Annotated in this window: 6 protein-coding genes; 3 read left to right on the forward strand and 3 right to left on the reverse strand. The window is 65.0% G+C overall.

What is annotated here, in order from left to right:
* The first annotated feature begins 1306 nt into the window (after positions 1-1306).
* Together E1264_RS12045 and E1264_RS12050 are read left to right on the forward strand one after the other, a co-directional pair.
* The gene (locus E1264_RS12045; RefSeq protein ID WP_165964135.1) at positions 1307-1789 is read left to right on the forward strand and encodes a sigma-70 family RNA polymerase sigma factor; all 483 of its coding nucleotides are present in this window, start codon (positions 1307-1309) and stop codon (positions 1787-1789) included.
* Positions 1786-2844, forward strand: a complete 1059-nt coding sequence (locus E1264_RS12050; RefSeq protein WP_132172688.1) for an MEDS domain-containing protein — start codon at positions 1786-1788, stop codon at positions 2842-2844. Before E1264_RS12045 ends, E1264_RS12050 begins: the two co-directional genes overlap by 4 nt.
* A gap of 225 nt (positions 2845-3069) precedes the next feature.
* Here E1264_RS12050 and E1264_RS12055 read toward each other — a convergent pair whose 3' ends face one another.
* The 3 genes from E1264_RS12055 to E1264_RS12065 are packed head-to-tail and all read right to left on the reverse strand — an operon-like array spanning position 3070 to position 10174.
* On the reverse strand, positions 3070-5649 hold the full coding sequence (locus E1264_RS12055) for a DUF3962 domain-containing protein (protein WP_132172690.1): 2580 nt from the start codon (positions 5647-5649) through the stop codon (positions 3070-3072).
* Positions 5649-8915: a hypothetical protein gene (locus tag E1264_RS12060; protein WP_132172692.1), complete on the reverse strand. Its 3267-nt coding sequence runs from the start codon at positions 8913-8915 to the stop codon at positions 5649-5651. The genes E1264_RS12055 and E1264_RS12060 overlap by 1 nt, the downstream gene beginning before the upstream one ends.
* 29 nt (positions 8916-8944) lie before the next feature.
* Positions 8945-10174, reverse strand: coding sequence for a hypothetical protein (locus E1264_RS12065; RefSeq protein ID WP_132172694.1), 1230 nt, complete (start codon positions 10172-10174; stop codon positions 8945-8947).
* A 2093-nt stretch (positions 10175-12267) separates the two neighbouring features.
* Here E1264_RS12065 and E1264_RS12075 point away from each other — a divergent pair.
* On the forward strand, positions 12268-13623 hold the full coding sequence (locus E1264_RS12075) for a hypothetical protein (protein ID WP_132172698.1): 1356 nt from the start codon (positions 12268-12270) through the stop codon (positions 13621-13623).
* Positions 13624-14637: the final 1014 nt, after the last annotated feature.

Raw genomic sequence — 14637 nt, forward strand, 5'->3', positions numbered from 1 at the left:
GACTCTGCCATCCAGCGCGACCGGCTCAACCCCGACAGCCGGCTCTTCGGACAAGTCACTTCCCGAACCCGCCAGCGGCGACCCCACGCCCGCACCACCGTGACTTGACAAATACAGAGGCACCCCGAGTTTCGTGGGGTCGGGTTTGACGCGCATCCACCGAATCCAGCAGGCCCCCCTCCCCCGGGCCCCAAATCTCACATCACCACCCGCAGACCTAACCGTGTCGCACCGACCACCATCGAGAGCCAAATGCCACTCCCCCAGATGTGCTCCCGTTGCTCCCGCCCGGAGCCGTGGACGACGGGAGCAGACGTAGTTCCCGAACCGTCCTCAACGGATGTAACAACCGCCAACGACTGCCGCTGACCTGCACCGCCTCGAAAGCTGCAGGTCAGTTGCGATCGCGGACGACCTTGACACAGTAGAGGTCAGCCAACTCTGATCTCTGGACCCGATTCCTTCACTCGCCGTTCCAGTGCGATCCGCGCCTCCACGACCAACCGTTCCGTGGACGCCCTCGCAGTAGCACCGCAGATCCAGTGTGCCCGGCACCGGGTGCGAACCGGCGCTTCATCTAACGCAGGGCGGGCGAGAATGAGGAACGCCGCAGCTCCCAGATCCGGTCTCCGCTGCTGGAACGGTCGGCCAGGCCAGCCAGTGGCGGCACCGTTGCGGCCCGGCGCTTCCCGGCCGATGTTGACTAGTCCGCGCCGCTTGACCCACCCTCTGGCCTCAGCGGCGTATATGACTCGGAGAAGCCGTGTGGTCACTTTCTAGATTTTGACCGCTACAGGCCGTGGAGTTCCGGTGACCTGACCGTATTCGGCTCGTCCAGTTCGCCTCCTGAAAACCTGCCTCCCCAGAGTCACGCTGCGCCCCTGTCGGCGCACTCACTGTTGAGGACCGAACGGAACCGATCGCCGAACCCTCCATCCGCCGGCGGACAAATAGCGCAACGCAGGGAGATAGGAGAGTCAGCACATGGCAGACCCGACTCTGTTGGCGGCCGCGGTGAGCGCCCTCGGCATCGCAGCGGGGGTGGTCGGCACCTGGCTCCGCGGACGCACTCTCGAAAGGGTGCATCAGGCCCGCGTCGACGGCCGGAGCGAGGTGGTGCGCGCCTTGGCCCCGGGGAGTCGGCTCATCGACCTCGACGAGGGCACAGTCTTCGTCGAGGTCGGCCCCTGGCCGGGAAACGTCCCCGGCAGCGGTTCGGAGGCATGTCCGCCAAGCCGCTCAACAACCCGCTCGCGGCGGCCTGGCCAGCTTGCTTCGACTGTCGCAGGGCGGCGGGACCGCCGTCGTGCCCGGTGAATTCAGCGAGTGGTTCGAACGTGATTTCCCCCGCCTCGTCGGATTTGTCATGACCTTGGGTGCTGGACAGTGCGCCGCTGAGGACGCGGCCCAGACCGCCTTTGCCGAGGCGTACGCGCGCTGGGACGACATTGCCCAGCCGCGGGCATGGGTCCGTACGGTTGCCACGCGCGCCTTCTACCGTGACCAGAAGGCCACACTCACGGCGGATGAGTCGGTTCCTCTAATTGCTGCGGGAACCGACGAAGATCACGCGGACCAGATCGCCGAACGCGATCTCGTCTTGGCCGCACTGCGGACCCTTCCACCCCGTCAACGGGAGGTGATGGCCTGGACGATCGACGGGTTCCGACCAGAACAGATCGCACTGGAGTTGCGGACGACCCCCGAGAATGTTCGCAAGTCACTCCAGCGCGCCCGTGAGCGGCTCAAGGGCATGCTGGAGGCGCACGCTCAGAGGAGGTACCAGTGACCGACGGTAAGTCTGGGAGGACGGCGTCTCGAGAGCTGATGGCAGACGCGGAGTTCGACGCGCTCCTGTCTGACGCGGACATGCGTCGGCAAGCAGGGCTCCGCCGGTCGATCGACACGGCCGAGCGGCTCTCGGCTGCGCTTGAGGAATCGGCACTGGGCCCAGTCAAGGGGGAACGCCCCTGGTTCACCCGGCGTCCGGTAAGCACGATCCGCCCAGGCGAACACGCGTGGCTGGCGTTCAGCGCCGAGCCAGAACGCGACCGCGTTATCGGGGCCTTCATTCGGGACGCCCTCGAGATGAACGAGAAGATGGTGTACATCACCGACAGCGGTCCAAAGCAGCTCTCCGGTGTGCTCCCCCGCCATGGCTACGACTTGCCCGCGCTCACCATGACCGGGCACTTGTGCTTCATTCCGCGCGAGAAGGCCTGTCTCGACTCGCGCGGACGGTTCGATGTCGACCGGATGTCGAAGACCCTCGAGCAGCAGGCGGCTGATGCCTTCGACCAAGGTTTCCGCGCGGTTCGGATGACCACTGACCTTACGTGGACGCTCAAGGAACCGGGACGCTCCGGCTTCAAGAGGATGCTCGGATGCGAGGATCGTCTCGGCGATGCGGTCTTCTCCACTTCGATGGCCATGGCGATCTGCCAAGTGGACAAACGCCATTGCACCGCGGAGGAACTGGTCGCCCTGGCGGACGCTCACGAACTCGTCGTAGAGCCCAATCCGGAATACGACGATGGAATCTTGCGCATCACCCGCACTTTCTCACCTTCGGGACTACGCATCGAAGGGGAGGTCGACTGGACACACCTGCCGATCCTCACGAAGTTGCTCGGATCGAGCGAAGTGCCTGCCGAACCGGTACACCTTGAACTCTCACGGCTTGGCTTTATCGATCTAGGGGCACTCAACGCCATCGCACGTCATGCACGCCAACTACCCAGGGGTGCTCCACTAACACTACACAACGTGCCTCCCCGAATTCTGTACGTGATCCAAAAAATAGGATGGCAGTATTTGCCTGGCATCGTTCTCAAGCAAATGTGAGTGACTCCAGCCCCGTACCTCAATCCGCGTCATCGAAAAAGGGGTTTGCCGCGTCGAGGGTTAGACCCCAGCTAGGCTCAGCGCAACTCTACTGGTAACGGTCCATATAAATGGTCTAGAAGAAATACCGACTAGATAGCGGACCTTCTTTCACAGGCCCGCTGGCGCTCATTCAGAGGGCTGATGCCGCACTATCGGCCTCCAACGCTCTGCCCTACTTCCTCGTTACGTCAGATATTCGTCGGCCAGTGACGGGAGATGTAGCGGCAGGGGGAGGGTGGAGGCGATGTCGGTGTGGAGGGCGGCGCGGCGCAACGCTTGGGTGTAGGCGGCCCAGGCAGGCCGATCGTCTCCCGGCTGGACGAAGGCGGTCACGATCTCGATCGGGTTGTTGTTGCTGCCCTGTTTCAGGGCGTTCGCGCTTTGGTCGGGGTCGAGTTTGGTGATCGTCAGCGGGGTTTGCATCTGGTCGGATCTGGGGTTGACCGCGTAGTAGACGTGGTCGTTGAGGGGGTAGACGCCGCTTGTCCGGCCGTAAGCATCTTCCTTGATTCCGAGCCCTCGTGGGACTTCCTCTTGGCTGTCGCGTTCGCGGATGCGAAAGACGCGCAGGCCAGGACATTTTGCGGGTGGGAGGTGTTCGACGCCGTCGTCTGCGGGGTCGAGGCCCGGGAGTATGAGCTTGTCGGGGGTCAGGTGCTTGTCTTGGAGCCAGTCCCAGCCGCGGGTGCGGAAGGTGCTGGTTCGGATGAAGACGGCGCGGTCGTGGGTGGCGTGGTCGATGCCGAGTGCCGCGGTGAGGAATTCGGCGATGCGGATCCGGAAGTTGTCGTTCTTTGTCCTGGGGATTCGTCCTTGGCCGGCAGTGAGGGCGAGGGGCAGGTCGGCGTACGGCAATTGTTCGGTGCCGTCGCTGGTGGCGAGTTGGGCAGTCGCGGTGCCGTCGTTGGCGATGCGGGCGACGATGGGGATGTCGGCGCCGTTGTGGGTTTCGAGCCAGATGCCGATCAGTTCGAAGTCGCCGGTGATGTCGGGAGGGGCGGGGAGTACGCCGATTCGCCCAAGCGAGCGGAGAGCATCCTGCACGGCTGCGCTCGCGCGGTGGATGTCGCCCAGGGTGAATTGTGTGCCGGGCAGAGTCTTCTTGATCCGTTTGGCGTCGGGTTTCGGGGTGTAGAGGTTGATCGGGTGGATGCATTGCAGGCGTCGGTTCAGCGGTGGGAACGCTTGCTTGAGGGTGCGGTACGGGTCGTCCTTGTTGATCGCTTCGAAGTAGGCCGGCTTGCGGATCTCGACGATGGCGGCGCGGCGGTCGTCGCTCCTGCCGATCATCTGCTCGATGTGCTGGATGCGGTGGGTGGCCTGGGTTCCCTGCTTCTCGCCTTTGGCCGGTCGGGGGATGCCTGCGGCGATGTCGTGCTGCTCGCGCAGTTCCACCGTGAGCTCACAGGGGCCGGTGTAGCTATGGGATTCGATGATCTCGCCGTTGTCGGTGGTGCGGGTGGTTGAGGCCGTTGGGGTGTAGCCGAGGTCCTGGGTCACTGCCGCGAGCAGGGCTTGCCGGGTGGCCGGTGACTCGGTCCACAGTTCGAGGGTGTAGGACGTCTGGGCGTCTGCGGCCGGGCGGAGGAGCCGGGGGACGGTGGTCTTGGCTTTCTTCAGGTCGAGGACCGGCAGGATTCCCAGCGGCTGCAAGATCTCCCCCACGCTGGTGTGGAGGTCGTAGTGGTCGACGGGCAGGAACCCGGTCTTGGCCGCGTGCAGCACCGATTTTGCTGTCTTGCCGTCGGTGTCCTCGTCGTCGGGGACGCTGAGCTTGGTGCCTGTGGAGTACAGGACGTACGCGGATAGCGGCTGGTTGGTGTAGGCGGCCGGGGCGATGACGACGTCGTGCGGGTCAGGGAAGGCATGATGGGTGAGGTTCGCCAGGGCGTGGGCTAGCCCGGGTTCCCAGGCCCACTGATATGTGCCGTTGATGCGGCGTCGCCCGATGCGGGCGCTGACGAGCGTGGGGTGCTCGGTCGCGCGGAGATAGCCGGAGTCGGCGAGGAGCCAGAGCGTCAGGCTCGGGCCCCGGCCGCCTCTGCTTGGCACGTACCGGACGGGTTGAAGGGGGAAGCGGACGGTGCTGAGTTCGGCGTGGACGCGGGCTCGGCCGTGGGTCGGTACGGTCTCCACGTGGAAGTCGATCTTTGGGGCCCATAGACCGGACCCGAGTTTGGGGTCGTCCAGGCGTTCGGGTGGCCACCAGATGGCGGAGCGGTGGCCGGAGTTGTCGACCGGGCCGAGGATGAATCGCCGGTGTTCACCGCGGATCTGCATGCCGGTGGTTGCGACAAGGCCGGCGAGGTAGCCCGGCAGCATCCGGAATACGGCCGTTTCAGGTTTCGCGGTCCCGCTGGGGTGAGTGTGGACTGCTAGGAGGTCGAGTTCGGTTGGCTTCCAGTCGAGTTCTTCGTCGTCGAGCAGGTCGAACCAGTCCAGGTCGGGCCGGTCGGGGGTGATGCGGGTCGAGGCCCAGACCGCGACGGCCGTGCGGACGACCTGCCGGTCGACGCGGGCGTGGCTGATCAGCCAATGCTCGTCGTCGAGGTTGCTGGCCACGTGGATGATGTTGGGGTCGAGGGTGTCGAGGAGTTCGACGAGGGACCAGGTGGGCAGTTTGCGGTCGTCCCAGGAGGGCGCCTGGCTGCGGATCCGTCGCAGCCACCGTGTCGGGAACCGTGCGGCCAGGCTTGTGACCGGGAGCGACGCTCCGGGAGCGATCTCGTTGACCAGGAGTCGGAGGTGCTCGTAGTGCGGCATCAGTGCCCCATGTCTCGATTGTGGAACAGGTCGCCGAGTAGGCCCCAGGTGGCTTCGGCGATGGCGTGGTCGCGGATCTTCTCGGGGGATGCGGTGCCGGTGGGCTCGGTCAGCAGGCTTGTCAGGTGCCGGTCGGCCGCGACGATCAGGCTGGTGCGCTGGGTGTCTGGTGCTTGCTCGTCCGGGTCGGCGTGCCGTGGGGCGAAGGCCGCGTCGGTCAGGATCACGTGGGTGGGCTGGTGACCGCGGATGCTGCGGCCGATGGTCTGGCCCATCGGGACCAGGGCGTTGGCGACAAACGCGGGCCGCTCGGTCCGGTCGTCCAGCCGTCGGAAGAACACCGGTCGGCTCATCAGGTTGTACCAGTCGGCCCGCGCCCTGTTACCGAGCTTCTTGGCGGCCTCGGCGATCGAGGACAACGGCATGGCGGTCCCGGCGGGATCCAGGAGGTAGGCCATGGCGCGCTGGTTGATGAGGGAGAGCGGGAACTTGGGGTCGGTGGGCGGTGGGTGAATGCGCGCCAGGTAGAACACCGCTCCGAGCGCGGCGGTGCGGTTAGCGTTGAGGATGTTGTAGCCGCGCTGGATCGCCATTTCCGCAGCGACGAGGATGTCGTCCCCGGACTCGGGGAACTTCGTGATCATGCGGCGGTGCAGACCGTACTGGCCTGGGTCGTCGGCGTCCGGGGTCACATTGCGGGCGCTGTAGGGGGTGCGCAGGTTGATGTGCTCGGCCACCAGCTTCGCTTCGGCGCCGCTGAGCACGACGAACAGGACCTGCTTGCGGTCCTGATCGAGATCGGCGCGGACCTGCTCCAGCAGGCTAACCACCGCGCCGGGACGGGGCATGCAGATCCCGCTGACGAGTTGTCGCAGGGCATCGTTACGTTCGGTGCCTTGGCGGCCGGACACTGCGACGGGCTTCTTGCCGTCCGGGCGCAGGCTCTTTCGGAACCACAGCTTGCTTTGAGCCAGCGCCTCCCGGTCCTCCGGGGGTTCGCGGAGGACCGCCGATGGCGCGATCGGGACGTGGTAAAACGACGAGCCCGGCGCCCAGCTGGTGGCCGAGGTGAGGATGACGTGCGGCCCCTGGATACCTTCGGGTTCCAGGAGGTCATGCATATGGTGCAGGAGCCACCGGCCGACGCCGCGGATCCACATCACCCGCAGCGCGCCGGTGTCGCCCAGCCGGTTGGGCAGCCATTGCAGGGCGAGCAGGTTCCCCATGGGTGCTTCGGGGATCAGCGGCTGGTAGTCGCGGGGAGGCTGCTGACGCCAGAAGGTTTCTTCGTCGTCCAGGGGCAGGGTTTCGGCCACCGCTGGATAGAGCGTGGACATCTCGAAGAACGACATGGTGATCCGGCTCGCCCAGAATCCTGCCTGGAACAGCATGGTGAGCATCGCGAGGTTCGCCCGTACATGGTCGCGCTGTCCCTGTGGGGCGTGTTCGGTCAGCCAGTCGCTGATCGCCTCGTCGATGGTGTCCTCGTCGGGGATATCGGCTTGGAGCGCGGTGACCATCGGGGCGATCCCGTCAGGAACCGCGGCGAGGACGCCTTCGGTGAAGATCTCCAGGTGCTCGCGGAAGAAGCCGTCGGCGGCATCCTCTATCGCGGCGTTGTCGTCCATGCGCTTCAGCGGCAGTCCGTGCATGATCCGGGCGACCTGCAGTAGCAGCGAGAACCCGGTGAATGGCGCCTTGCCGATCACTTCGTACAGGCCCTCGTCATTCAGGACGAGTTCGTAGAGCTTGTCGATGGCGCGCTGATGGATCCGGTCGTAGTCGTTGAAGCGCCTCACGTTGCGGTCTCGGAGCTGACGCCGGCCGATTCGATCGAAGCCGCCCACTTTGCCGATCGTGGTCCGATCGGTCCACCCTTCACCAGGGGCGACGAGGGTTTCATACTGCACGAACCGGTCGTCAAGGTCCTGCTGGACGTTGTCGGCCTCGTCGATGATGATCAGGTCGCTGTGGTGCTGGCAGGCTTCCAGCCACCGCATCTTCGCTTTCGCTGGTTCGGCTCGGCTGGCGACCAGGCCGGGCGCTGTCGTCACCCACACCTGGGCCTTGGCGACGCGCCGTTCGGTCTCCTGGTGCGGGCAGACCGCCAGCAGCGGGCAGTCGTGGAGCTTGTTCTCCCCGTCGGTTGATCGCAGAGCATTCCGGCAGGGAAAGCTGTCGGGGGTGAGTGGCGCCCACTCGGGCTGGTTCGTCTCGCGCAGCGGGTCGAGCAGGCAGATGGTGTTGACGAAGTCGGCCGCCGGATCCTCATCAGCGGGGAAGACGCCGGCCGAGGTCGCCAGTGTCGAGCGCCAGTAGCGTGCCGCGTGCTCGGTGCGGCTGTTCTTGCCGACCAGCGGCACGGCGTCGATCCCGACACTGCGCAGGAAAGAGACCTTGGCGTAGACGTCGGTGACCGACCCGACCACCAGGGTGACGTGGAAGCCCTTCTCGACCCGGTCGCCGGTGATCAGGTCGGCCAGCGTGGACTTGCCGCTGTTCATCAGCCCGACGATGTGCTCGACCCCGTCGATGTCGAAGGTCGCGGGCATCTCGACGAGCTTGCCGGTGTCGTCGTCGACCGCACAGAAGACAATCTTCTCCAGGCGGTCGACCCAGTTCCGGTTCGATATCTCAGGCTGGTCGGCTAGCGCTGCGTCGAAGCGTTCGGCGACCTTCGCCAGGTCCTCCTCGAAACTGAGGCGCCAGGCTTCGCGCTCCCGCTGTTGCCGGGGGGCCAGCGCGAGCGGAGCTGGTAGGACCTCGACATCGTCGGGGATACGGACGCGTTCCTCGACCTTGTCCCGCCGCAGGAACGTGTAGAGCTCACCGGGTGCGGCTTGCGGCCGGGCCGGCTCGAGCGCATAGGGCACCGGATCGGTCAGTGCCGCCTCATAGCGATCGAACCGCTCCGGACACACCGAGGAGCGGCGGGGGACGAAGCAGGTCTGATCGTTGATCTTCTTGGTCGGGTCGTCCGTCCGGTCAAAGCCGCGGACCTCGGCAGGCAGCCGACGATAAAGGTCGAGGGACAGCCGCCAGTATCCGCGCCGGCTCATGTCACCCATCCGGTGCCTGAGCCTGCGCACCACCGGCTCAAGCTCGGGCTCCACGACCACGTACCCGGACAGGATCGGCCACAGCGCCCCGATCGGCTCGCCTTGGAAATGACGGTGCAGAAAATGCAGGCCGAGTTCGAGCGCTACCAGATCACGCGCCGTAAGACGTCCCTCCGGGAGGACGTCGCCCGCCTGAAGCTCGGTCACCAGCTCGCGGTACCACGACGAATGGTCCCTCATCGTCCCGCCACCTCCCCGGCCTTGGCGGTAACGCGCGCGACGAAAGTGTCCTCGCTGACCACCGAGACGCCCGACACCCGCCCCTGCAACTCCGTCGTCAAATCAGCCACATAGCCCGGCTGATCGGCGCGGTGCTTGGGCAACACCAGGAACCGTCGGTCGCACGGCGGATTGGGTCGCCAGGTGAAGCCGAGCCCCAGCAACCCCGGACTCACCTGGTCCTTGGCGTCCGCGCCCCACACCTCGACCACATCGGGTCCGGATAGGAACGACACTCGGATGTCGTAAGCGTCCAGGCCCGGCCACGCCTCGACGTTGATGGCCCCTTCCGCCTGCACGTCCGCGAGCCGGTCCAAGACCCTGGCCTCAACCAGTCCAGGATCGTGGAAGAACCTGCGGGTCGCGCGATGCTGGACGTAGTAGCCGCCCACCGCTTTGACGTTGAGACTGGTCGGGCTGCCCGAGCAGCCCGCGGTGCCGCAGTCATCTATGCCCTGCTGCGTCGGATTGCCGCATCCGTCGCACACGCCGATCGTGACCGGCCCCTGGGCTGCCCGCCGCACATAGGCGACCTGGACGAAACGCTGCACGATCGGCTGACCGTTGCTCCCCCGCTTGGGAAACTGGGCGACCAGTCGCCGTACCTGCGTTTCGGTCAGCACCGGCTTGTCGATGAGGAGCCGACGAAGCTCACAGTAGTTGGCCTGGACGTCATCTTCGTCCTTGGCGTTCATGTCCGCGACGAGCATCAGCTCCCGGAACACGTGATTCTCCACGAGCTCGGCCTCGACGTCCCGCACCGACAGCCGCGCTGCCTGTTCGGCCATCGGGGTCAGCTCATCGTCATCGAGCAGGCTCTGCTCCAGATCGGCCACCGACAGACGGAGTCTGATCGGCCACTCGTTGAACGGCGTCCGGCACAGCTCGAACAGCGCTAGATCGTTTCGCGGCGGGTCCTTCTTCTCAGTACGGAACCTCCACCACAACCGCGTCATCCCCGACCGCCAGGGCACCGGAAGCAGCCCCTGCTCCGCCGACGTCCGAGTCAGGTACTCACCGGCATCCATACGCCGCCGATCGTCCCTGATCCGCGCGAGCCCCGCCGCCAGCAACATCACGGTGACGTAGTCGCCATCTTCCTGCCGGAACGACAATCCGTCGGCCCAGCCAACGCCCTCGGCCGTGTCAGGAGCCTCGGCTACATTCTCGTTCTCCAGGATGGTCACCCCGACCCCCGCCTCATCACGAGCCCATACAACGACGCCGTCCCGAACAGGCGACACCGAGGGCGAGCGCCCATCAATTCGTGCATGATTCCGCGCAATCTTGAAGATGGGTCGCCTTGGCAGGCAGACAATTCGATCTTGCGCCCAGCCTCAATCCGGCACGATGGCGCCGCGATTGAGCGCGACTGGCTGAGCGCAACTAAGGTACGCCGCCCCACCGACATTTCGTCGGACACAGACGAACCCGGGGCATCCGACGCCCCCGTCGTCATCATTCGGACTATTTCTGGCGCCACCGGCTCCGCTCTGATGGTCCGCACTCAAGGTGCGGAACGACACGAAGCCGCGAGTCCGAACGGCCAAACGCACGTCCGATCACCAGGAGGAGACGATCTACCGTCTCGGACACACGGGGGCTGCGCTTCGAGAAGGATCCGCCTGCACTCGCACCGGGCGGCTCCCGGGGTGGCCGAGACCGGTCCGGGCGACCTTGACAAGCGACCAGGACGAGCTCGCGAAGTGTGGGCTGTCGCCGGCTTGGCCAGCAGTGATGACCATCGCCATCCGTCGTTGGCCCGACTCCGGCCGCGGCGTGGACATTGGTGGTCAGCTCGCCCCGGGAACGGCCCAGTGCGTGATCACCGGCTCGGTAACGACGCCGTCAGCGGCTCGACCTGCTTGGCGCCGTGGCGTCGGGCGCCGACCGCGTGCTGGTGAGCATGTGAACTCGTCGAGTCGACCGACAGTTCCCGGCAGATCGACCCACGGCCGTCGGCGGCCATCCGCGACGGCGCGCAACAGGTTGGCGACCTCATCCCACAAGCCCTGACGTTGGAGGCGTCGAAAGAGCCGGTAGACGCTCTGCCACGACCCGTACCGCACGGACACATCGCGCCATGGGGCGCCGCCCCGCATGCGCCACCGAATCCCGTCGACCTGGCGCCGCAGATGTCGCGCAGGCCGACCAGGAGGCGCCACCAGCAGCAATCGGCTCGGGCATCACCCATGCGGTATCACTCAGATCACGCGGAACGGACTTCCGAAACGGGGCCAGGCAAAGCGGACCCTGAGCGCCGTAATAGCATCAAGACCAAGGACGATCTTGGCCAGATCGGCGACTACGATTTACTTGAGAAACCACGAGACACAAGCCCTCACTCACACAAAGCAGAAGCCTTGAGGACGGCAGCGGAGACTGTCAGCCCCGGTCCCGGGAGCCGTCGTGCATCCGAGTCGAGCTAATTTAGAACCGACACTCCGGGGACTATGCGGAACTCCGCATTGATCTGAGTAATGAGATCGCACCCACAAACTTGAGCGTCCTTGACGTGGAAAATGCTCACCATACAGAGAAACTTCTCTCAGTTTCTCGGCTGGTCGCCACCTTCGGTTTTGAATACGTCGCAGAATCCCGCCCAGGACCATCGAACGCGTCAAATCCGAAGGGTCGCCCCTGCTCCATAGCTCGGACAGCCAGCTGATGCCCCATGAATGTCAGCAAGTCGTCTCTCACATGGGAGCATAAGAACGTCTCGCCGTCGTTGCGGGGTCATCGGTGATCTACTCGGGCGACAAGCCGCTCATGAGCATCGACACATCCTGGCGGTGGAGGACCTTGCTGGGGTGCCCGCGAGGGTCGATTCCGAACAGGTCGCCGAGCCGTTAAACACCCGTGCGGCCTATGGCTGTCTTTGGCATGCTGGTGCTGTGTCAGCCGAAACCAGCGTCAGAGGCGCCGTCCTTGACGATCTCGTCCGGACGTGGGGGCTCCCTTGCTCCCCTCACTAGCCACGGAATTCGCGCCGACCGGCAACCACCCAGACTGGTGGCCACGTGACGTGATGCGTTCGATAACGCCATACCCGACGGAGTGGGTAAGGATCACTGAGCTGGCGCCGGGCCCACCATCAGACATGCGCCGCTGCGCGCTGATTCCGCTCGGTGACGTAGCGGCAGCGCTAGCTCGTGACCGGTCGCTCGCCCACGAGGTCGGCGAGGTCGAGGTGTACTCAGGCCGCGGGTTCCACCACGGCCTCGTCGACCCGTTTGACGGTCGCGCTGAGTTCTTTTGCCAGGTGAGGTGGCAGAACCCCATGACCGAGCCGTCGGTTGAGTGGGCGCTACCGTTCCTTTGGTACTGGCGCGCTGTGCGTCAAGGCGACCGGTGGGTCTACCTCGATTCGGCCGGACGTGACAGCGAACTGGCCCGTGTTCGGGCTGAGGGCCCAGACGACTACTACGTGGAGGTGCAGGCAATGGCCCTGCGCCATTACCTGCACGTACGCGGCATGGCCCTGCTTCTCGCGGTCCAGGTGGACCAGGATCACCCAACGCTCGACTCGGTGGCCAGAGAGCACCACGCTCTGGAGAACGACTGGGCGTCGATGGAGTTTCAGATCTACGACTACGAAGCCGACCTAGCTGATGGCCGGTTTATCGCGGCGACCTCGCTCCATGGCCAGTACGTCGTCCGCCCTGCCGAGAATGCACCAGGGCCAGCTTGGTGCACCGATGAGACGCCGACGACATACCCGGACTTCATCTACGGCATCGATGCCTCCAGCGGCAAACCCCTCACGGTGCAGCCAACTCGCGCGAACGCGGGTATCGACGGCAGTCCTGGACCGCACTTTTGGACCCGGGTCTACTTCGATGCCCAGGTACTCAACCGGTACCTGTCCGAGCCCCGCCGATACACGGTGACTGCCAACCTCATTCAGTGTCTACACATATGGACTCTGTCGATTGGGCGAACGTCCGACGGCCTCATCGAAGTCGACATTTACGATCTGTCGCGCATGCCTTGGCTGGAGTGGAGTCACTGGAAGGCGCATAATGTGCCGCCGTCCGGAGGTGAACCGGATGAGGGCAAACTCCGCCGCGAGCGTCTGAACCAGGTCGCCTCAGGCCCTGACATCGTTCGGGAGCTTCGAGCTGCCGTCAAAAAAGCGAACGAGGCCGCTCAACAGCACGCGGGCTGGCCACTATGGCGACCGCTCGAAGAGCCGACCGCCACCGAGTGGGACACGCTGCACCCGCCTGTCGTAAACGACAGAAGTGCCCTTCAGGGCCCCCTGCTCACATTGTGCAAGGTGCTCGCCGACAGTCTCGACGCAAAGCGGATCAAGAAGGCGCTGGTTGCCGAGGTTGCAAAGGACACCAAAAGCCTAGCTCTACTTCAACAGTACATCGATGAACTTGGTGGACCTGCGAACGCGGTAGGACCGCTACGAGACCTCCAGACTCTCCGCTCCCAGGGCGGGTTCGCGCACTACGCAGGAGGATCTACTGAGAAGGCGCTCGATCGTTTGGTTAACGGCCTCCGCAACACATCTGAGATCTTCGAGTACATCTGCCACAATCTGATCGAAATGCTCGACTCGATCACTGCGACGATCGTGGCTGCTTCCGCCTCCCCGGCCGAAGAATCGAGTGGCCGATCTGTCTGACACCCGAAGCATGGAGGCGGGGCAGTTCCCGACTTAGCGGAGGCCAAGGTGATCAACGACCTGGACGACGTCACCGCGACCTGCGACGGCCGCACCGTCGCACCGCATGAACGCCGCTGAAACAAGACTTTACCTCTGCCTTCATCCACAGTTTTAGCAATGACGATGGAATCGACTCTTGCAGGGGCGCTGCGGCTATGTGCCGACCAGGATGCGGTGGGGCGCGCTGAACGGTGATTGTGTGAGCCATGTGCCGTCGGTGCGTGTCGCCCCTCGGACACATCTCCACGTTCGAGTGTCAGGTCTCTGACCTGGCGCTTTTGTCATTTCGTGATATAGGGGCCGGACTCACCGACCGACGAAAGCGCAGGTCAACGCCCATGGGGGTTCAAGTCCCCGAGTTCACCCGATTCGTGCATGATCTGGCGTATCGCCTCTCGGGCGAGGGGGTACGGCGATTCGGGCTCTCGGCTGCGAGGCGGCACGGGCGCTGCGTGACGGAGGCGCCGGTGACTGCGGCGGAACCGGGGTGGTTCCGCCCACCCCTGCCGATCAGTCCGGTGCAGCCGAGGTTGCTGACTCCGTTCCGGCCAGTTCGTCTGACGACGACGGCCGATGCGCACATCCGAGTGAGCGCGGATGGCTCGGCACGCCCTTCCGCTCCGGCTACCAGGAGACCTGCCGCACTGGGAAGGCACGCACGTGAAATGCGCGCGGACCCAAATGGCCTGAGAATCAGCGCCCTCTGGGGCGGGGAACGCGCAGTGCACCGGCCATGAGCACCGGCCGACGTAGCGCGAACCCGTGCCCCCTGGTCGGTTCTATGCCCGGCAGACCGCTCGTGCGTCCGCAGCAAGCGGGAGCCGATGCGCTACGACCATGTCTGCTAGGACCTTGCCGAACTCTCCCAACGGGCCGATCTGGACTTGTGCAGCGCCCTGCGGGCGTCCCCAGCGGTCGAAGCGTCGAACAGGGGCACGGTCGCCTGTTCAGTTTGCCGAAACATCTCGGTAC

Origin of the sequence: Actinomadura sp. KC216, from assembly GCF_004348535.1 — a bacterium.
Taxonomy (GTDB): Bacteria; Actinomycetota; Actinomycetes; order Streptosporangiales; family Streptosporangiaceae; genus Spirillospora.